The 19378-nt window shown below is 65.5% G+C and carries 15 protein-coding genes; 6 read left to right on the top strand and 9 right to left on the bottom strand.

From position 1 onward, the window contains the following. Window positions 1-237 precede the first annotated feature (237 nt). The 6 genes from PSEK12I1_RS0117445 to PSEK12I1_RS0117420 form a co-directional block, all read right to left on the bottom strand. Window positions 238-744 (bottom strand): DUF2934 domain-containing protein, encoded by a 507-nt coding sequence (locus PSEK12I1_RS0117445; protein ID WP_027602408.1) that lies wholly within the window; start codon window positions 742-744, stop codon window positions 238-240. After that, window positions 741-3548, bottom strand: coding sequence for a malto-oligosyltrehalose synthase (treY, locus tag PSEK12I1_RS0117440; RefSeq protein WP_027602407.1), 2808 nt, complete (start codon window positions 3546-3548; stop codon window positions 741-743). The genes PSEK12I1_RS0117445 and treY overlap by 4 nt, the downstream gene beginning before the upstream one ends. Continuing rightward, complete coding sequence (gene malQ, locus PSEK12I1_RS0117435; RefSeq protein WP_027602406.1) at window positions 3545-5611, bottom strand: 4-alpha-glucanotransferase; 2067 nt, start codon at window positions 5609-5611, stop codon at window positions 3545-3547. The genes treY and malQ overlap by 4 nt, the downstream gene beginning before the upstream one ends. Continuing rightward, entirely contained in the window at window positions 5608-7413 is a 1806-nt protein-coding gene (treZ, locus tag PSEK12I1_RS0117430; RefSeq protein WP_027602405.1) for a malto-oligosyltrehalose trehalohydrolase, read from the bottom strand. The genes malQ and treZ overlap by 4 nt, the downstream gene beginning before the upstream one ends. 159 nt (window positions 7414-7572) lie before the next feature. Further along, window positions 7573-9156 carry a glycogen synthase GlgA gene (gene glgA / locus PSEK12I1_RS23915; protein ID WP_051399149.1) on the bottom strand — a complete coding sequence of 528 codons (1584 nt, stop codon included), beginning with the start codon at window positions 9154-9156 and terminating at the stop codon, window positions 7573-7575. Window positions 9157-9504: 348 nt separating this feature from the next. Further along, complete coding sequence (locus PSEK12I1_RS0117420) at window positions 9505-10626, bottom strand: mechanosensitive ion channel family protein (protein WP_037007055.1); 1122 nt, start codon at window positions 10624-10626, stop codon at window positions 9505-9507. 337 nt (window positions 10627-10963) lie between these two features. On the opposite strand from PSEK12I1_RS0117420, the gene PSEK12I1_RS0117415 reads away from it, so the two are divergent. From PSEK12I1_RS0117415 to tauD, 5 genes are all read left to right on the top strand, one after another. Continuing rightward, window positions 10964-11335, top strand: coding sequence for a response regulator (locus PSEK12I1_RS0117415; protein WP_027599241.1), 372 nt, complete (start codon window positions 10964-10966; stop codon window positions 11333-11335). Between the two features lie 205 nt (window positions 11336-11540). Further along, entirely contained in the window at window positions 11541-12527 is a 987-nt protein-coding gene (tauA, locus tag PSEK12I1_RS0117410; protein WP_027602403.1) for a taurine ABC transporter substrate-binding protein, read from the top strand. Window positions 12528-12595: 68 nt separating this feature from the next. Continuing rightward, the gene (locus PSEK12I1_RS0117405; protein WP_027602402.1) at window positions 12596-13384 is read left to right on the top strand and encodes a taurine ABC transporter ATP-binding protein; all 789 of its coding nucleotides are present in this window, start codon (window positions 12596-12598) and stop codon (window positions 13382-13384) included. Next, the gene (gene tauC / locus PSEK12I1_RS0117400) at window positions 13374-14189 is read left to right on the top strand and encodes a taurine ABC transporter permease TauC (RefSeq protein ID WP_027602401.1); all 816 of its coding nucleotides are present in this window, start codon (window positions 13374-13376) and stop codon (window positions 14187-14189) included. The genes PSEK12I1_RS0117405 and tauC overlap by 11 nt, the downstream gene beginning before the upstream one ends. 10 nt (window positions 14190-14199) lie before the next feature. Then, entirely contained in the window at window positions 14200-15051 is an 852-nt protein-coding gene (tauD, locus tag PSEK12I1_RS0117395; RefSeq protein WP_027602400.1) for a taurine dioxygenase, read from the top strand. 43 nt (window positions 15052-15094) lie between these two features. Here tauD and PSEK12I1_RS25025 read toward each other — a convergent pair whose 3' ends face one another. Both PSEK12I1_RS25025 and PSEK12I1_RS0117385 read right to left on the bottom strand, forming a co-directional pair. Continuing rightward, window positions 15095-15229 carry a hypothetical protein gene (locus PSEK12I1_RS25025; protein ID WP_256204061.1) on the bottom strand — a complete coding sequence of 45 codons (135 nt, stop codon included), beginning with the start codon at window positions 15227-15229 and terminating at the stop codon, window positions 15095-15097. 104 nt (window positions 15230-15333) lie between these two features. Next, window positions 15334-16557: an acyl-CoA dehydrogenase family protein gene (locus PSEK12I1_RS0117385; RefSeq protein WP_027602399.1), complete on the bottom strand. Its 1224-nt coding sequence runs from the start codon at window positions 16555-16557 to the stop codon at window positions 15334-15336. Window positions 16558-17189: 632 nt separating this feature from the next. On the opposite strand from PSEK12I1_RS0117385, the gene PSEK12I1_RS23910 reads away from it, so the two are divergent. Further along, window positions 17190-18191 (top strand): fatty acid desaturase, encoded by a 1002-nt coding sequence (locus PSEK12I1_RS23910; protein WP_081737507.1) that lies wholly within the window; start codon window positions 17190-17192, stop codon window positions 18189-18191. Between the two features lie 179 nt (window positions 18192-18370). Here the strand turns inward: PSEK12I1_RS23910 and PSEK12I1_RS0117375 are convergent, their stop codons facing one another. Then, window positions 18371-19285 carry a LysR substrate-binding domain-containing protein gene (locus PSEK12I1_RS0117375; RefSeq protein WP_027602398.1) on the bottom strand — a complete coding sequence of 305 codons (915 nt, stop codon included), beginning with the start codon at window positions 19283-19285 and terminating at the stop codon, window positions 18371-18373. Window positions 19286-19378: the final 93 nt, after the last annotated feature.

Below are 19378 nucleotides of genomic sequence, written 5' to 3'. Positions count from 1 at the left end.
GGATAGCTAGGAAGGAAGTAGCTCTGACTCGGCTCTCAATACCTGCCGGTGGCTGAATCGATACAGATCCGGCTACCTGCATATGAAAGGCCCGACGCAGCGCAGTTCCGAGTCCTGATGGCGAACCGACAAAGCGTTGTTTTTTCAGGAAAAAATCTGGAAAACAGCGATAACGCAGACACCGCAGCGAGGCGGCGGGGGGAAGGCCTGGCCGGACGGCCAGGCCGAAACATCACATCACTCGGTGGCGGCGGGCTTGGTCGTGGCCGCCTTGGCGCGGGACGCGCGCGGCTTCTTCGGCGTGGCCGGCGCCACGCCTACGCCGGTTGCCTCGACGTTGGCATCGGCCTTGGCCTTGCTGGCGGTGGTCTTGCTCGCGCCGGTCTTGCCTGCACTGGGCTTGACCGCCTGCTTGACCTTGGAGGCAACCTTCTTGGCCGCCGATTCCACCTTCTCGGTTACCGACTCACCGGCCGCTGCGGCTTCGGTAGCGGCCTTCTCGCTGCCACTCTTGGTCTTGCCGGTGGTGCGGGGCTTGCTGGCGACGGGCTTTTCCGCGCTCGCTGCCGCAGCCTTGGTCGCGCGAGGCTTCTTGGCCGCGGTCTTCTTGGCCACGCCTTCCTGTTCGGCTTCGTACAGTCGAGTCGCCATCTCCCAGTGGCGATCGTGTTCGTGGGCCGGCCGTCCTTCGGACTCCCAGATCTGATAGGCGAGCTGCTGGATGCGTTCGTCTTTTTGGGTCATTGCGGTGCGGCTCCTTGAGTGATGTCTTGTGTGCTGAGCAATCCAAGCGGAAAACGTGCCAGAACCTCGCCGACAGAAAGCTCTTTCTTCTGGTCATGGACAGATGCCGGGGCAAAAGTTTCCCCAAAACGGTACATGGACAAGGTTTCCGGAAGTTTTATCCGGGTGTCCTGCCAGGCCTCTGCGGAAAAGCGGAGATTTTCATCGTTCTGCATGAGGTCGGAGGCATGCACCGGTACGATGACGATCACCGCCTGTTGCTCCCAGGTCCGGGCGAACGCCAGCACCTGATCGGCATGGGCACCCACTACGGTCAGGGGCAGGTAGCGACCTTCGGTGAACAGCTGCGGCTGCTGCTTGCGCAGCTGCAGGACGGCAGCCAGTACCTGTTGCTTGATCTCGCCGTTCTGCCAGGCATCCAGGGCAGCCTCGACGGAAGCGTGCTTGGCCAGCGCCTGCTGCCGTGGGGCGTAGTCCACGGCACGGCGGTTGTCGGGCTCCACCAGGCTGAAGTCCCAGAATTCACCACCCTGGTAGAGGTCGGGCACGCCGGGCGCGGTATTGCGCAGCAGCATCTGCACCAGGCCGTTCAGCGCACCGGCCGGAGCCAGTTCGCGGACCGCGGTGACGATCTCGCCGCGCAGGGCGCGGTAGTTGTCGTCGGTGAGCAGACCTTCCAGGAAGGCCTTGCAGGCCGCCTCGTAGTCGCCATTTGGCGCCCACCAATCGGACTCCAGCTTCTCTTCGCGCAGGGCCTTTTCCTGCCATTGCAGCAGGCGCTCCAGATAGGCCTCCAGACCCTTCTGGTCATCGGCCTGGAGCTGCAGCGGCCAGCTGGCGAGCAGGGTCTGGTAGAGCATCAGTTCATCGCCCGGCGTCGGCGCCGGGGCGTCGTTCCACTGGCCGCGCAACGGTGCGGCCTGTTCCATCCAGCGGGTGGCCTGGGCGATATAGGCGTCCGGGCGTTCCGACACGACGGCCAGGCGCGCGCGGGTGTCTTCGCCACGCTTGTGGTCGTGGGTCGCGGTGGTCAGCATGTTGCGCGGGAAATGCTCGGCGCGCCAACCGCTGGCCTGGTGGAAGGCACTGACCGGCTGGGCGAAATGCTGCGGATCGAAGCCCACGTCATTGCGCGACAGCAGCGGCGCGGAGCGATAGCAGGCCGTGTCTTCCACCGCCTTGGCGGCGATCGGCGAGGTGAGTTGCTGGAACTTGGTGATGGCACGACGCTGCTCGCGGCGGGCCACGCTGCCCACGGGCTTGTGACGCGGGGCGTCGCCACCCAGCCAGGCGCGCAGCTGTTCCAGCAGCGGTTGCTCCGCCTCGCTGACGTGGGGGCGGGCAGCTTCCAGTGCGGTATCGAACCATTGGGCGTCGTTGCCGACGAAGCCCGCCGCGCCGGCGTAGGTACGATAGACCTTGAACTGCACGATCAGCTCCAGCAGCACCCGGCGGATGGCGCCCTGACTGGTGTCGCGGGTGCGCCAGTCCTGCTGCGCCAGCAGGTGCAGGGTATGCACGGCCGATTCGAATTCGCTGTTCAGCGCGGTGGTGAGCACCAGGCGGCGCGCTTCCCGCACCTCTTCGAGGAAGTCCTCGGTGCGGCCGGTCCGCTCCGCCCAGAACTGGCGCAGCGGGGCTTCGCCGCTGGCGGCGTGTTGCACCGCCGACACCTCGTTCATGAATTCGTAGCCGGTGGTGCCGTCGATGCCCCAGCCTTCCCGCAACTGCTCGCCTTGGGCGAGGATCTTCTCGATGTAGATGGGGAAGCCGTCCTCCGGCGCACCGCCGCTGCGGCTGGCGCAGAGGTCGTCGACGCGACGGCGCAGCTTGCGGCAATAGGCGCGCGGATTGGCCAGACCATCGATGTGATCCAGGCGCAGGCCGTCGAGCAGGCCTTCGCTGATCAGGCGGAAGATCAGCGAATGGGTTTCCTCGAACACCTCGTGGCGCTCCATGCGCAGGCCGCCCAGTTCGGTGATGTCGAAGAAGCGCCGCCAGTTGATGTCGTCCGAGGCGGTGCGCCAGCTGGCCAGGCGATAGTGCTGACTCTCCAGCAGGGCGTGCAGCCGCTCCTGGTTGGCCGGCTGGCTACCGTCGAAGGCGGCGACCGCCTTGTCGATGGCGGCGGCGACGGCGGGGTCCTTGGCGGCATCGGCCAGTTGGCGCTGGGCGCCACGGGCTTCTTCCAGGTCCTTGGCCCGTGCCGAGAAGGCATCGGCGAACAGACTCAGCTGGGGCAGGTCGCTCTCGCGCAGGATCTGGCCGTAGGTACCCGGATTGATCGGAAAGTGGTGGGCGTAGTACTCGACGCGGAAGGCACCTTGCTCGCCGTCGAACACCAGCTTGAGTTCGCCGGCCTGCAGCACGTTGCCATAGGCGTCACCGAGGAAGGGCAGCAGCACCTGGCCCTGCAGATCCGGGTCGGGCCCGTACCAGTTGATGTCGTAGAAGCTGGCGTAGCGGCTCTGGCGACCCCATTCGAGGATGTCCAGCCACCAGGCGTTCTCCGAGCCGCCCACGTTGGTGTGGTTGGGCACGAAGTCGGCGATCAGGCCCATGCCGTGTTCGCGCAGGCGGGCGACCAGGCGCCGCAGCGCCTCTTCGCCGCCCAGTTCCGGGTTGACCCGGGTCGGATCGACCACATCATAGCCGTGCACGGAACCGGCGCGTGCGGTGGTGATGGGCGAGGCATAGAAATGACTGATGCCCAGCTTGGCGTAGTACTCCACCAAGGGCAGGGCGTCGTCGAAGGTGAAGTCCTTGTGGAACTGCAGGCGTACGGTAGCGCGCAAGCGACTCATCGAGTGTTCTCCGGATTGTTACGAGCAGTGCTCAGCACGCGTAGGCGTCGTTCAGGGGTAGCGGCATCCAGCAGGCGCTCGGCGGGGTCGTCCCAGCGGCGCAGCCAGTTGGGGTGTTCGTTGGTGGTGCCGGGCAGGTTGGCCTGTTCCAGCTGACCCAGGGCATCTTCCACCGGCAGGATGATCAGCGGCGCCGGGGTGCGGCCGATGAAGTCGATGGCGGCATCGACGGCGGACTCGACATTGCTTTCCCGGGTGTCGTCCAGTTCCAGCACCTTGGCCAGCTGCTGGCGATCCTTGGCACGCTCGTCGAGACGGTCCTGGCGCGAGGTGCCGTCGGGCAGCAGTCCGAGTTCTTCCTGCCAATCGGCGTCGCGACCCTGCCACCAGCCGGTGAGGGTCGGCAGGTCGTGGGTGGTGGGCATGCCCATGGCCGTGTCCGACCACTGCGCGGCCGGCTTGAAGGCGTCGCCATCGCGCTCGAACAACAGCACCTGCATGCCCATGATGGCACGCTCGGCCAGCCGCTCGCGAAAGCCCTCGGGTACGGTGCCCAGGTCTTCACCCATGACCACGCAGCGATAGCGCCAGGATTCCAGCGCCACCAGCCGCAGCAGGTCGTCGATGGGATAGGAGAGATAGGCACCGTCGGCCGGGGAGGCACCCTCGGGCACCAGCCAGAGGCGCTGCAGCCCCATCACATGGTCGATGCGCACGCCGCCGGCATGGGCGAAGTTGGCCCTGAGCATCTCGATGAAGGCGCGGAAGCCATGCTTGACCATGCCCGTGGGGGAGAAGGCGGAAATGCCCCAGCCCTGGCCCTTCTGGTTGAGCAGATCCGGCGGACAACCCACGGTGACCGAGGCCAGCAGCTCTTCCTGGCGACTCCAGGCCTGGCTGCCGCCACCGTCGGCGCCTACGGCGATGTCGGCGATCAGGCCGATCTTCATGCCTGCTTCGCGGCACTGCGCCTGGGCCGCCGACAGTCCTTCACTGGCCAGCCACTGGGTGAAGGCATAGAACTCCACGTCCTGGGCATGGCGTTCGGCGAATTCGGCCACGGCCGGATTCTTGGGATCGCGATACTGCTGGGGCCAATGCTGCCAGCTGGGCGAGGCATCGCCCTGGGTGAAGGAGGCATGCAGGGCTTCGAAGCGGCAATGGTTTTCCAGGGCGTCGCCACCGTCGCGGCGGAAGGCCTCGAAGCGCTCGCGCAGCTCACCGCCAGCGGTACGGAAATCCAGGTGCAGGGTGCGCAGCAAGCGCAGCCGCAGCCTGGCCAGGGCCGGCCAGTCGATCAGTTCCAGTTGCTCCAGGCGCTCGGCTTCGGCCTGCAGGCCGGCGCGCTGCATGGCCTGGCGCACCGGCTCGGCACCCAGGACCAGCTCCGGCGCGGCATAGAGCACGTTGAAGAACACCCGACTCGACGGGGAGTAGGGGCTGTAGCGACTGCCGTCGGCGCTGAACATGGCGTGCAGCGGGCTGATGGCCAAGGCGTCGGCGCCCTTGCTGCCTGCGGCCTTGGCGAAGTGCACCAGGCCCAGCAGATCGCCGGCGCCGCTGCCCCCTTCGCGCCTTAGGCTGTAGAGCTGCACGGCCAGCCCCCAGAGACGGGCCTGCTCGTTACCGGTGGCGTCGGCGATGGTGAAGCAGCGTTCCGGCGCCACGGCCAGGGTCAGGGCTTCGCCATCGACCTCGGCCTGGTGATAACCGGCGGCGCTGATCGGCGCCAGCTGTCCGCGGTCGTCGACCTGACCGTCCAGACGCTCGCCGCCTTCCAGCTGCACCTGGTAGCGGACGCCACGCTTGAACTGGTCCGGCGCCCCAACCGGCTTGCCGACCACCGCGGTGATGAGCGGCGGCAGATGGTGCTTGTCGCCCACCTCGGCCAGCTTGCGCAAGCTGGTGTCGATCTCGTCGTCACTGTCCGCTGGCAACTCGATGGCCTTGAGCAGATTGCGCAGGGCCTCGGGGCTCACCCGTTGGCGCTTGCCGTCGTAGGCGGTCCATTCGATGGCGATGCCCGCGGCCTCCGCCAATTGTTCCAGACGATCTCCACTCATGCCTTTTTCTCCAGCCAGACCAGTGCCGAGTGAGCGGCCAGGGTGCCGTCCTGGCGGGTCGGCGTTGCGCTGGCGTCACTGCTGTGCAGCAGCTCGCCCTGGGGAGCCTCGTCCACCGGCACGGCCTTGTCGCTCAGGTTGAGTTCGATGGTCAGGCGGCTACCGTCGGCAAGGCTCCAGCGCGCCCGTACGGCGCGCTCGGCCAGGGCTTCGGCGCCCATGGGGCGAGCACCTTCCAGACGCGGGAAGAGTTCGCGGCGGCGGATTTCCAGTAGCTCGCGATACAGCCCCAGCCAGGCGGCGTGATCGGGCTGATCGGCCTCGCCGAAATTGGGCTTGGAATCTTCGAAGGTCTTGGCGGCGTTCGGGTCGGGGATCTGCTGGCGATGCTCTTCGCTGGTGAAGAAATCGAAGTCCTTGAATTCGTTGCGACGGCCGTCGCGGACCAGCTCGGCCAGCTCGTCGTTGTGGCTGGTGAAGAACAGGAAGGGTTGGCGGCTGCCCCATTCCTCACCGATGAACAGCAGCGGAATCATCGGGCTGAGCAGCAGCAGGGCAGTGGCGGCCTTTAGCGCCGGCTCGGGCGCCAGACGGGTCAGGCGTTCACCGAAGGCGCGGTTGCCGACCTGATCGTGGTTCTGCAGGAAGATGACGAACGCCGAGGCCGGCAGGTCCTTGCTGGGTTCACCACGGGCCTTGCCATGGCGGGTCTGCTCGCCCTGGTAGATGAAGCCCTCGCCCAGGCAGCGCACCAGCTTGGCCGTGGCGTCCTCGGTGAAGTCCTGGTAGTAGCCTTCGTTCTCGTCGGTCAGCATGGGGTGGATGACGTTGTGCCAATCGTCCGCCCACTGCGCGTTGTAGTGCTTGCCACCCAGCAGCGTGGCCGTGTTGTCCTCGTTCTCCAGCATCAGGTGGATGTGGCGACCCGGCTCGACGGTGCTGCGGATCTCCTCGGCCATCTCTTCGAGGAAGCCCTTGTCGTTGATGGCGTGGACGGCATCGAATCTGAGGCCGTCGAAGCGATACTCCATCAGCCACATCAGGGCGTTGTCGATGAAGTAGCGGCGTACCGCGTCCTGGCGGAAATCGATGGCCGCGCCCCAGGGCGTATGGATGTCTTCGCGGAAGAAGCGCTCGGCATAGGCGTGCAGGTAGTTGCCGTCCGGTCCGAAGTGGTTGTAGACCACGTCCAGGTAGACCATGACGCCATGGCCGTGGGCGGTGTCGATCAGCGACTTGAGGTCGTCCGGGGTGCCATAGGAGGCTTCCACCGCGTAGGGCAGCACGCCGTCATAGCCCCAGTTGCGATCGCCAGGAAATTCCGACAGCGGCATCAGCTCGATGGCGGTGACGCCCAGTGCCGCCAGGCGCGGCACCAGCTTCTCGACGCCGGCGAAGCCACCCAGGGTGCCGACGTGCAATTCATAGATGACGCTCTCGTGCCAGGGACGGCCCTGCCACTCGACGGTCTGCCAGTGGTAGGTGGTGGGGTCGATGACGATGCTCGGCTCGTGCACATCGCCGGCCTGGGCGCGGGAGGCCGGGTCGGGGACCAGCAGGTCCTTGATCTGGTAGCGATAACGGGTGCCGGCACCGCATTGGGCCTCCACCGCGAACCAGCCGTCTTGCTCGGCTTCCATGGGAAGGGTCATGCCACCTTCCAGGACCACCGACACGGCGTCGGCGCTGGGCGCCCAGAAGTGGAAGAGGGTGCGTTCCTTGCTCACCAGGGTGGCACCGGCACGGGTCTGCCAGACATAGCCCCCGGTCACCGCGGCTGCGTCGCGCGAAATATCAGTCATGGATAGAGAACTCCCGAAACCGGACGGCAGAAAAGACGCTGCGGCCCAGTTGGCCGCAGTTGCTGTTATGACCGGTGAGAGTTGCGCAAAGTTAGGCGGGGAAAGCGCTTTTCGTCGGCCTTTTGCCGAGGGAAAAGCGCTTGGTAGTCAGGTTGCGCCTCAGGCGCCGACCTGACGCTCCTGGTGAGCGGTGGTCTGGAGCAGATCGAGGTACAGCGAGGCATAGGGCTTGGCGCATTCGGACCAGAAGAACGGGCCCTGCATGGCGCGGTGACGCATGGCCAGCAAGAGGTCCTGACGTTCGAACACACCCAGGGCGCGGTCGATGGCGCTGATGTAGTTTTCCAGCGACAGCGGGGCGAACAGGAAGCCGGTGGTGCCGTCCTCGATGCTGTCGGCCAGGCCACCGGTGCGGGTGGCGATCGGTAGGGAGGCGAAGCGCTGGGCGTACATCTGGCTCAGACCGCACGGCTCGAAGCGCGAGGGCATCAGCAGGAAGTCGCTCCCGGCGTACATGCGCCGTGCTTCGGTCTCGCAGAAGCCGATGTGGGCACTGACGCGACCGGGATGGCGCAGGGCCAGGGCCCGTACCTGGCGCTCGATGTGCGGCTCGCCGCAACCGATGATCATCAGCTGGCCACCGCGGGCGACGATGTGATCGGCCGCCTCGATGGTCAGGTCGATGCCTTTCTGCTGGACCAGTCGGGAGACCACTGCGAACAGCGGGCCGTTGGAGGGCTCCAGGCCGAATTCCTCGCGAATGCGCGCGGCGTTGACCGCCTTGCCGTCCCAGTCCGATTCGGTGAATTGCTGGCACAGGTGCGGGTCGCTGCAGGCACTCCAGCCATCGTCGATGCCGTTGAGCAGGCCGGTCAGCTTGCCGTCGCGGGCCTTGACCTGCAGCAGGCCTTCGAGGCCGCAACCGAATTCCGCGGTGGTGATTTCCTGGGCGTAGGTGTGGCTGACGGTGGTGATGTGGTCGGCATAGACCAGACCGGCCTTGAGAAAGGACACCTTGCCCCAGAACTCCAGGCCCTCCATCTGGAAGGCGTGGGCGGGAATGTCCAGATCGGCCATGACCGAAGCCGGGAACAGACCCTGGTACGCCAGGTTGTGGATGGTGGTCAGGCACGGGGTGCTGGCACCCTTCCAGCGCAGGTAGCCAGCGGCGAGGCCGGTCTGCCAGTCGTTGAGGTGCAGCAGGTCCGGCACCCAGCGGATGGAGGCGTCGCCCAGGGCGAAATCGGCGGCAGCGCTGGCCAGGCGACCGAAGCGGATGTGGTTGTCGGCCCAGTCGGCACCGTTCAGGTCGCCATAGGGGTTGCCCGGGCGCTCATAGAGTTCGGGGCAGATCAGCACATAGACGACCAGGCCGTCTTCTAGGTTGACGCGACCGATCTCGCAGGCCGGCATGGCGGCGCGGGCGGCGATGCGGCCGACCATCTGCACGCGATCCTTGATCGCGGCCATCACCTGACGATAGCCGGGGATCAACACCCGGACGTCGTGGGAGGCGGCGAGGGCGCGCGGCAGGGCGCCCGATACCTCGCCCAGGCCACCGGCCTTGACGAAGTCGGAAATTTCCGGGGTCACGAAAAGAATGCGTTTGCGACTTTCGACGACGGAGCTCAGCGTCAGCTGAGGCTCGTCCGTGCGCTTGCGAGGAGAGCTGGATCTGGTGGTGCGAGTGGCAGTTTCAACGGGCTCCAGAGCCCCAAATTTCCCCACGACGGCATTTGCCATGGTGCGCTCCCAATGCAGCAAGTTCGAGACTGAGGTTTACCTGATTGCTTCTTTCCTGAAGCTCGATGCTCCTGGTTCAAAAACGCCTACAGCCGAGCTGCTACAGCCTTTTTGCCGGTCACCTCTTCTTGAGATGTCTGGATCTGGGCGAGAACTGCTTCGCGGATTTCCAGATTGCTCTCGCACTGACTCACGGACAACGTCACAAGTTTCCCGCTCGAATGTTGCGGTCTTGCTTCGTATTGCCAGATGCATGCCCGAAAGCCGTCGCGGTTCGGGCCGGCACCCCTGAATAACCGCCAGGTGAACCGCTTGATGGTCACCTGATCGCGACAATTGGCCGAAAAATCAGACTTCTGGCTGACGAACGACCGGCTCTTGCCTTTCGTCGGATAGTGGCGCGGGGTGGACGTCACGGCGTCCAAGTTCGGTCCGCAGCTTGGGCAGGCAGAGGGGATATTCGCGATTGATGTAGGTGATCAGCCGCTCGCGCACGAAGCAGCGCAGGTCCCAGTTCTTGGAGGAATCGCCCGAACTCACCAGTACGCGCAGCTGGATGGAATCGTGGGACGCATCGGTCACCTGCAGCACGCAGACACGGCCATCCCACAAATGGGGCACCTCGGCACAGGCGCGTTCCAATTCGGTGCGGATGGGTGCCAGGGGCAGGGAATAGTCAACCCATATGAAGACTGACCCGATCAGGCTGGAAGACGAGCGCGTCCAGTTCTGGAAGGGCGTCTCGATGAAGTATTGCAGCGGGACCACCAGCCGGCGGTCGTCCCAGATGCGGACCACCACGTAGGTGCCGGTGATCTCTTCCACCCGGCCCCATTCGCCTTCGACGATGACCACATCGTCCAGCCGGATCGGCTGGGTCACGGCGATCTGCAGGCCGGCGATGAGATTGCCCAGGACCGGTCGCGCAGCGATACCCGCGACCAGGCCTGCGACCCCGGCCGAGGCGAGCAGGCTCGCACCCACCTGGCGAACCGCCGGGAAGGTCATCAGCATCAGGGCGATGCCCACCAGCAGGACGATGAAGCTGAGGCTGCGCACCAGCACCCGATTCTGCGTCTGGATCCGCCTGGCCCGCAGGTTGTCCGCCACATCCACGGGATTGCGCAGGGCGATGGTCGCGCCGACGGCCTTGACCGCCCGGAGGCCCAGCCAGGTAAAGGCGGCGATGCTCAGCAGACCGGTGAGGTGCTGTACGGCACGCAACAGCGGCAGGGCATCGGGTGCGGAATTCCAGACACCTTGCAACACCACCAGCGGCACGGCCAGGCGCGCGGGTTTCTCGGCGTACTTGACCAGGTTGCGCGCCAGCAGGAAGGGATTGGCCAGGCGGCGGATGGCCGCGAACGCCAGGGTCATGGCGACGCTGCTGATCAGCAGGGCGACCCCCGCCGCGATCAGCGTGGTGATCCAGGGGGCGTTGAGCCAACCCGTCCAGTCGATGGCCGTCATGCGCAATTTCCTCAGGCAGACGGCTCCCCGTGATCCAGAAAAGCTGACGCGCCGGAACCGCGGGAAGCCTTTCGAGACACCTGTTTTCCGACTGAGGGGCTTCGCCACGGTTCCCCGGATGTCCGGCAAACGGTTCCTGGGTAGTAATACCACCCCAATAGGTGCGATGCCTGTTGCGCAGTGCTGGCTTTTTTCTGTCGATCAGTGGGGCAGGATGTCGCACCTCGCGTCTAAGCTCAGAGGAGAGTGCGCAGCGGACGCCGGATAGGAGTAGAATTCGCGCCCCAACGAGATACGTCCAGTCAGATGGCGGACCTGCGGAGATCGAGACGGATTTATGAAACCAGTGGTAGTGGTCGTCGAAGACGAGAACATGTTGCTCGGGCTGATGGAAGAGGTGCTCGAAGGCGAAGGCTTTCAGGTGCACACCTTCGGCACCGCGGATCAAGCCTGGGAATACCTGTCGAGTGCGCGTCCGACGCCTGATCTGCTGATCACCGACGTCCGCATGCCGGGTGCGATCGACGGCCTGGAGCTGGCGCGCCGCGTCAAGCAGCAGCTGCCGGGTCTGCCCATCATCGTCTCTTCGGGCTATTTCGAAGAGCTCCAGCCCGAGCGCGCCCCGGACATCTACTACCTGCCCAAGCCCTGGCGCTTCGACGACCTGCTGGCCGGCTGCTTCCGCTTCCTCAATCAGCGCAAGGGCTGATTGCTGCCTTCCGCGGCCTGGTTCCAGGCCGTGTTCTCCTTTCTGGTGGAAGCAGGCGGTGTCCGCAACCGTTCAGCACCCTGCCTAAGCTGATTCCTTTTCGTTATTTATCTGACGATACTTAGATCGTTTAGCTTGGCCTCCGACAGGCATCGAGTCGATGCCGAGGGCGCGCTCCGGCGTGCCTGCCGACAAGGAGGCCTTCATGAATTCGCTGTTCAAATCCCTGGCGCTGGCTGCAGGCCTGGCAACGCTCGCGGTGCAAGCGACCGCTGCCGATCTGGTGGTCGGCTACCAGACCGGTGTCGATCCCTCCAAGGTCGCCCAGGCCGATGGCCGCTACGACCAGGCGATTGGCCAGAAGATCGACTGGCGCCGTTTCAACAGCGGTCCCGAGGTCGTCGCCGCGCTGGCATCGGGTGATGTCCAGATTGGCAATCTCGGCTCCAGCCCGCTGGCGGCGGCCACCTCGCGCAAGCTGCCGCTGGTGACCTTCCTCGTCTCCGCGCAAATCGATTCCGCCGAAGCCCTGGTCGTACGCGATGGCAGCGGGATCGACAGACCCGAGCAACTGGTCGGCAAGACCATCGCCACGCCCTTCGTCTCCACCTCCCACTACAGCCTGCTGGGAGCCCTCAAGCACTGGGGCGTGGATCCCACCAAGGTCAAGATCGTCAACCTCAATCCCACCGAGATCGCCGCTGCCTGGCGCCGCGGTGATATCGATGGCGCCTTCGTCTGGTCACCCGCGCTGGGCGAGATCAAGAAGAACGGCAAGGTGCTCGCCGATGCCGCCCAGGTGGGCAGCTGGGGTGCGCCAACCTTCGAGGTCTGGGTGGCGCGCAAGGACTTCGCCGAAAAGCATCCCGAAGTCATCGCCCAGTACGCCAAGGTCACCTTGCAGGCCTTCGCCGACTACCAGGCCCATGGCAAGGCATGGGATGCGCAGTCCGAGCAGGCCAGAAAGATCGCTCGCTTGACCGGCGCGGACGCCGCGGACATCCCCGAATTACTGGCCGGCTCACGTTATCCGGATGCCCAGGCGCAACTCGGGCCCGATCTGCTCGGTGGCGGCACGGCCAAGGCCATCGCCCACACCGCCGAATTTCTCAAGGAACAGAAGCGCATTCCCACGGTGCTCGACGACTACTCGCCCTATGTCAGCGCCGAATACGTCCGCAAGGCTCAATAGCGATCCTCTCACGCCACGATTCGCCCCTCTCCGGAGGGGCTTTTTTTCCCAGCCGACAGGAGCCGGTCATGAGTCGACTCACCCTGGAACAGGCCAGCCTCGGATTCGTCCGCCGTGGCCGTCGTCAACCGATCCTGCAGCGTCTCGACCTCGCGGTGGAGAAGGGCGCCTCCCTGGTCGTCCTGGGTCCGTCCGGCTGTGGCAAATCCAGCTTGCTCAACGTGCTCGCCGGTTTTCAATCCCTGGATGAAGGGCGCGTGCAGCTCGATGGCCGGACCCTGGCGGGGCCGGGCGGCGAACGCGGCGTGGTGTTCCAGGACGACGCCCTGATGCCCTGGCTCAATGCGCTCGACAACGTCGCCCTGGGCCTGCGCCTGCGCGGGTTGGGTCGTGCCGAGCGCGAGGCCAGGGCCCGCGAGATGCTCGAGCTGGTGGGGCTGCCACAGCACGCCGAGCACGCCATCGGCGAACTCTCGGGTGGCCAGCGCCAACGCCTCGGTCTGGCCCGCGCCCTGGCGGTGGATCCGGATTTCCTGCTGCTCGACGAACCCTTCGGCGCCCTCGACGCCCTGACCCGGGAACGCATGCAGGTGCTGTTGCTGGACGTATGGAAACGCACCGGCAAGGGTCTGTTCCTCATCACCCACAGCGTCGACGAGGCGCTGTTTCTGGCGACCGAACTGCTGGTGCTGGACGGACCGCCCGCGCGCATCGTCCGCCGTCTGGAGGTGCCTTTCGCCCGCCGCTATCTGGCGGGGGAGCCCGTTCGCGCGATCAAGGCCGATCCCCTTTTCGCCGAGCTGCGCCAGGAGCTGCTCGACCTCTTTCTGCAGGAGTCTCCCGATCATGTCCTCTGACACCCTGACAACCTCCCTGCGCGATACCCGGGAACGTCGTCGACTGCACCTGGACCGCCGCCGCGTGGCAGCGCTGGGCACCCTGGCAGGCGTGGCGACGCTCTGGTGGAGCGCGACCCATCTGGGTTGGGTGGATACCGTGTTCCTGCCGTCGCCCGAACAACTGCTGGTCGCTCTGCAGGGACTGCTCGCCGACGGCTATCTGGATGCCAGCCTCTGGCAGCACCTGGGCACCAGCCTGCTGCGGGTGCTGGCGGCGCTACTGGCGGCCGTGCTGACCGCGGTACCCCTGGGCATCGCCATGGGCCTCAACCCGACCCTGAACGCCGCGCTGGACCCCCTGGTGGAGTTCTATCGGCCGATTCCACCGCTGGCCTACCTGCCGCTGATGGTGATCTGGTTCGGCATCGGCGAGCTGTCCAAGGTGCTGCTGATCTATCTGGCGTTGTTCGCGCCCTTGCTGATCGCCACCGTGGGTGGGGTGCGCCGGGTCGATCCGGCGCGACGCCAGGCAGTGCGCTGCCTGGGCGCCTCGCGAGGGCAGGTGGTGCGGCACGTCATCCTTCCCAGTGCTTTGCCCGACATCCTCACCGGCCTGCGGATCGCCCTGGGGGTGGGCTGGTCGACCCTGGTAGCCGCGGAGTTGATCGCGGCCAATCGGGGCCTGGGCTTCATGGTGCAATCGGCCGCCCAGTTCATGGCCACCGACGTGGTGGTGGTGGGCATCCTGCTGATCGCCAGCATCGCCCTGTCCATCGAACTGGGCCTGCGCGCCCTGCAGCGGCGCTATGCCGGCTGGCAGTAGGGAGACGTCCATGCCCCTTACCTTCGAACGTCTGAGCCCCGCCCTCGGGGCACGCGTCCATGGCCTGGATCTGCGCGAGCCCCTGGACGCCGCCAGCCACACGGCACTCCACCAGGGGCTGCTGGAGCATCAGGTGCTGTTTCTGCGTGACCAGTTGCTGACGCCACGCCAGCAACGGGACGTGGCGGCCCATTTCGGCGATCTGCACATCCACCCGATCTATCCCAAGCATCCCGAGCAGCCGGAAATCCTGGTGCTGGATACCGAGTTGAACGATCTGAGGGACAACGCGCTCTGGCATACGGATGTGACCTTCATCCAGACGCCGCCGCTGGGGTCGCTGCTCAGCGCCCGCCAGGTGCCTGCCTATGGCGGTGATACCCTCTGGGCGAGCAATTCCGCGGCCTATGCGGCGCTGTCCGCACCCCTTCGCGAGTTGCTCGACGGTCTCAGTGCCTGGCACGACCTGAGCAAATCCTTTCCGCTGGAGCGCTTCGGCCAGACGCCGGAAGGCTTGCAGCGTTTCAATGCGGCACGCGCGGCCAACCCGCCGGTGCGTCATCCGGTGGTGAGGGTGCACCCGGAAACCGGGGTCAAGGGGCTGTTCGTCAGCGCCGGCTTCACCACCCGGATCGTCGAGCTGGCAGAAGCCGAGAGCGAGGCGCTGCTGCAATTGCTGTTCGCCCATGCCGCCCGACCGGAATTCCAGGTGCGCTGGCAGTGGCAGGCGGGCGATCTGGCCTTCTGGGACAACCGCATCACCCAGCACTACGCCTGTGACGACTATCGTCCGCAGCGGCGTGTGATGCATCGGGCGACCATCCTGGGTGACCGTCCACGCGGGCCGGGCGAGCAGGAATGATGGCCTGTCCGCAGCAGGGATAGGCCGGCGTCCCGGCGGAAGATCAGTTGCCCAGGACGTCGATCAGCCCGAATACGAAGAACAGCACGATGCACACGGCCGCCACCACGACCGGGATGAAGCGCGGATCCTTGATGGCCTTCCACATGGCCTGACGATTGCTGCGAGACCTTTCCATGACACCGCTCCAGGGGGTAAGGCCGGCGAGCTTAAAGCATCGCCGGGGGCGGCGGCCAGCCGGGCAGGGCGGCTCTCGTCGGGGTTTCCGGCCGGTTCGGCGGCCTAGGCGACGCCGATCTTCCACTGCGGCGGCGGGGGGGTGCCGTTGACCGCGAAGTCGCCGACGATTCGATCCTTGTAGATGCGCGGATTGTGGGAGGCGAGGGTGCGGGCATTGCGCCAGAAGCGATCCAGACCCTGGGGTCTCAGCGTGGCCGAGGCGCCCAGGGCGTCGAACAGGCGTCCGGAGGCCTCGATGATCAGGTCCGACACCACATTGAGCGATTGGCAGACTTCCAGTTCGGCCAGCGCCACCGCGCGATCCTCGGCGGCCTGGTCGTCCGTCTGCCTGAGGTCATGCACGCGCTGCAAGGCCTCGGCGTTCTTCAGGGCGATCACCCCGGCGCAGTAGGCCGCGCTGCGTACCTGGCCTACCACGGCCAGCACCTGGGGATCCTGGCTGACACGGTCGGCGTTGCCGATGGTGAAGGTGCGGGTGCGAGCGGCGACCGCGGCCGCTACCTCGCTGCTCATGGCCCGTCCCAGGCCCGCCAGATTGGCGAGGTGAAAGACCTGGAAGAAGCCGGGTGAATAGCGGAAGCGCTCGCCCACCGCCACCACGTCCGCAGGCTCTACGCGCACATTGGTGAAGGTCGCCGTGCCGCTGGCGGTCAGGGTCTGGCCGAAGCCATTCCAGTCATCCACCACCTCGACGCCGGGGGCATCGCGGCGGACGGTGACCATGACGCGATTGCCGGCCTCGTCGGTGGCGCCTACGTCGATCCAGTCGGCATAGAGCGAACCGGTGGTATAGAACTTGGTGCCGGAGAGCAGCAGGGCGTCGCCCTCGCGGCGTACGCGGGTGCTGAACTCGGCGCGCCGGGCATCGCCGACTTCGCTGGACGCCGGACCTATTGTCTCGCCGGCAGCGATGCGCGCGAACCAGCGGCTGCGGCGCGCCGGGTCGTCGCTGTTGAGCAGGCCCTCGACAAAGCCCATGTGGCCGCGCAGGGCTTGGACCAGATTGGAATCCGCCTCGCCCAGTTCGATGAGCAGGGCGAACAGTTCCGGCAGGGTGACGCCTGCGCCGCCGTGCTCGACCGGCAGCCGCAGGGCGGTGAAGCCCGCTGCCTTCAGCCAGTCCAGCTCTTCGACCGGCAGCCGCCGCTGCACCTCGCGTTCGATGGCGCCCGCGCGGACGCGCTGGAACAGCGGCTGAAAGCGCGCGGAGAGGTCGGCATGGCGCGCGGAAGGGCCGGCGCCCCAGCCTGCGGAAATGATGCTCATGGGAATGGAGATCCTTCTAATGCTGTCGGGAGAGATTCGGTACGGGCGAGACCGAGACGGGCCATCTCAGCCTGGGCGTCGCGGGTGCGGCCGATCAGGGCGATGGCCGCCAGCAGACGGCGGCCCAAGGTTTTCAGGACCGCTACCGGCGCTGCGGGACGGTATCGGGTGGACGGAGCCCATTCGTCTTGCTGCCTGCCCGCCGGCCTTGCATGAGTCTTTATCGGGGAAGTGGGTGCAGGTTCACCCGTACGGAGCATCTTGTTGGATACAAGCATGGCGGACTTTGACAAGTGCAGAGTTGGCTCAAGTCTAGAGGGCACTTCGAGCCATTGGCCAGTTGTCAAAAGTGCTAAGGATATGTCTCGAATTATTCCTTGCCAGAAGTGTTGTTCCCGCAACAGTTGGGTCTTGGTGTGGATAATTTTTATAAGCTTATGATTTTATTGGTCGCTTGAATGATCGTTAGATAGGCTGCGGAATTATCGCGGCAAGACGTTGAGTATCGAGCCATTGCATGGCTGAAGTCAGCGGACAACCACTTGTTCATGAAGTAATGCCTTAACGATATTTCACTTCGGGATGCTCTTTTTCTAAGGTCGGCTTTGATTTCTGGCTATCAGGGCTCTGTAGTGACTGTCTATCTCGATACGCGGCATCGCCGCCTGGTCAAATTGCTCCTGCATACGTTCACCGCCCGCAGCGAATGGCCGACCTGGGGGCTGGTCGCAGGGGTCTACGCAAGCTGGCTGCTGCTCGTCCTGGCCTGGCCGCTGCTTGGCTACTGGACCCTGCCACCGCTGATTCTGGTCGTCGTGCTGCACCAGTCGCTGCAGCACGAGTTGATTCACGGTCATCCCACGCGCTGGCCCCGGGTAAATGCCCTGCTGGCCTATCCACCCCTCGGCCTCTGGTTTCCCTTTCCGCTCTATAGGGACAGCCATCTGGCGCACCATCGGCGCGAGAACCTCACCGACCCGGACCTCGATCCCGAGAGCCGCTATGTGGATGGCGAGGTCTGGGAGCGAAGAGGGCAGGCCGGACGGGCGTTGCTCTGGCTGGACAAGACCTTGCTCGGGCGTGTCCTGGTGGGACCGGTGCTATCGCTGCACGGCATGCTGGAACTCGAAGTCCGCCGCTGCCGGCGTGGCGAGCGGGTCGTGCTGGGTGTCTGGCTGATCCACCTGACCCTCTGCGCAGGGCTGCTCCTGATGATCCACGATGTGTCTGGCATGCCCCTGTTGGTCTATGTGCTGGGGGTGGCCTGGCCGGCGCTGGCCCTGGCGCTGATCAGATCCTTCTACGAACACCGCCCGGCGCTGAATCCGGCGCAAAGGTGCGTGCTCAACGAGAGCGGCGGGGCGCTGCGCTGGCTGTTTCTCAACAATACCCTGCACCTGGTCCACCACGATCTGCCGGGCTTGCCCTGGTATCTGATTCCGCGGGTCTACCGCGCCAGGCGCAGTGCCTATCAGGCGCGCAGCGGAGGCTTCGTGTTTTCCGGCTATCGCGAGCTGGGTCGATGTTTCGCCTGGCGAGCCGTGGATGCACCCAGGCATCCCGGCGCTGACGCAAGGCCTCCCAGCCATCTCCCGGTCGGTCAGCCTTCATCGTATCTGCCTGCCGCTAGATAATACCACCCCTGTGTTTTGGATCGCTTTGGGACTGGTTCTCCCTGCCCGGGTAATCAAGGCGAGACCAAGCCAGATCGTTGCGATGCCGGGCCGCTCAGAAGGGCCGATGGAGCAGCGCCGCCAGTTCGGGCGCCAGCCGCTGCCTGGGAAACCTGTTGGCGCCTGGGGAAGGAGCGCGCTTACAGAGGTCCTGGGGCGTCGGAACTCCCCGCGGAATCCTGCAGGAGCCTGACCAGGGCGCGGACGCTTTCCGGGAGTGCCTCCAGATCCCTGACCAGAATGTTTCGCTCGCGAACCGCCCAGGGTTCCTCGATCCTCACCGTCCGAATCGCCATGCTTCGGCCATGATGCCGAGCGGCGGATTCGGGCAGGATGCCGATGCCCACCTTGGCTTCGACCATGCGGCACACGGCCTCGAAGCTGGAGAGCTGGATACGCAGATTCAGAGTGGCACCGAGACGTTCCACCTGATCCCGCAGGAAATTCAGCAGGCTGGTGCCCTCGCGCAGACAGATGTGCTGGTAGTCCAGGGTCTCCCGCAAGGTGACCTGGGGCTGGCTGGCCAGGGGGTGCCCGGTGGGCACGACCAGCGTCAGGCGATCCATGCTGTAGGGCAGGATCTGCAGATTGCTCGCTTCGATCAGTCCGGCGGTGATGCCCAGATCCGCTGCCCCGTCGATCACGCCCCTGACGATGTCACGATTGAGGCGCTCCTGCAGATCCACCGTCACACCCGGGCGATCCGCGAGATAGACGGCCAGCAATCCGGGGAGAAACTCGGTGACCGCCGTCGTGTTGGCGAAGATGCGGATATGGCCGGTGGCGTCACTGCGGTACTCGGTGAATTCGCCTTTGAGAAAGTCGACCTGGCGCATGATGAGACGGGCATGCTGCAGCAGGCGCTGGCCCGCTGGCGTGAGCTCGACGCCGCGACTGTCACGGTATAGCAGGCGAATGCCGAACTGGCTTTCGAGGGCCTTCACTCGCGCGCTGGCGGCGGCCGGCGACAGGGCCGCGCGGCGTGCGCCCTGGGTCAGGCTGGGCGACTCGGCGATATGGATGAAAAGCCGCAGGTCAGCCAGGTCGAAATGCATGCTCGCTTGCTCCGTGCCTTTTTTGGCGTTCAGCCTAGCCGAATGCCGGCTTACGCAAATGTAAATTCACAGAACGAAACAACTCCCCGCAAG

It is taken from the genome of Pseudomonas sp. MOIL14HWK12:I1 (genome assembly GCF_000510705.1).
Lineage (GTDB): Bacteria > Pseudomonadota > Gammaproteobacteria > Pseudomonadales > Pseudomonadaceae > Chryseomonas > Chryseomonas oryzihabitans.
Note: the sequence above shows the minus strand (reverse complement) of the source record. Positions and strands in the feature narration are given on the sequence as shown.

Excerpts from the sequence above, each read along its gene's own strand:
- PSEK12I1_RS0117445 (WP_027602408.1), bottom strand. The coding sequence starts at position 744 with ATGACCCAAAAAGACGAACGCATCCAGCAGCTCGCCTATCAGATCTGG.
- treY (WP_027602407.1), bottom strand. The coding sequence starts at position 3,548 with ATGAGTCGCTTGCGCGCTACCGTACGCCTGCAGTTCCACAAGGACTTC.
- malQ (WP_027602406.1), bottom strand. The coding sequence starts at position 5,611 with ATGAGTGGAGATCGTCTGGAACAATTGGCGGAGGCCGCGGGCATCGCC.
- treZ (WP_027602405.1), bottom strand. The coding sequence starts at position 7,413 with ATGACTGATATTTCGCGCGACGCAGCCGCGGTGACCGGGGGCTATGTC.
- glgA (WP_051399149.1), bottom strand. The coding sequence starts at position 9,156 with ATGGCAAATGCCGTCGTGGGGAAATTTGGGGCTCTGGAGCCCGTTGAA.
- PSEK12I1_RS0117420 (WP_037007055.1), bottom strand. The coding sequence starts at position 10,626 with ATGACGGCCATCGACTGGACGGGTTGGCTCAACGCCCCCTGGATCACC.
- PSEK12I1_RS0117415 (WP_027599241.1), top strand. The coding sequence starts at position 10,964 with ATGAAACCAGTGGTAGTGGTCGTCGAAGACGAGAACATGTTGCTCGGG.
- tauA (WP_027602403.1), top strand. The coding sequence starts at position 11,541 with ATGAATTCGCTGTTCAAATCCCTGGCGCTGGCTGCAGGCCTGGCAACG.
- PSEK12I1_RS0117405 (WP_027602402.1), top strand. The coding sequence starts at position 12,596 with ATGAGTCGACTCACCCTGGAACAGGCCAGCCTCGGATTCGTCCGCCGT.
- tauC (WP_027602401.1), top strand. The coding sequence starts at position 13,374 with ATGTCCTCTGACACCCTGACAACCTCCCTGCGCGATACCCGGGAACGT.
- tauD (WP_027602400.1), top strand. The coding sequence starts at position 14,200 with ATGCCCCTTACCTTCGAACGTCTGAGCCCCGCCCTCGGGGCACGCGTC.
- PSEK12I1_RS25025 (WP_256204061.1), bottom strand. The coding sequence starts at position 15,229 with ATGGAAAGGTCTCGCAGCAATCGTCAGGCCATGTGGAAGGCCATCAAG.
- PSEK12I1_RS0117385 (WP_027602399.1), bottom strand. The coding sequence starts at position 16,557 with ATGAGCATCATTTCCGCAGGCTGGGGCGCCGGCCCTTCCGCGCGCCAT.
- PSEK12I1_RS0117375 (WP_027602398.1), bottom strand. The coding sequence starts at position 19,285 with ATGCATTTCGACCTGGCTGACCTGCGGCTTTTCATCCATATCGCCGAG.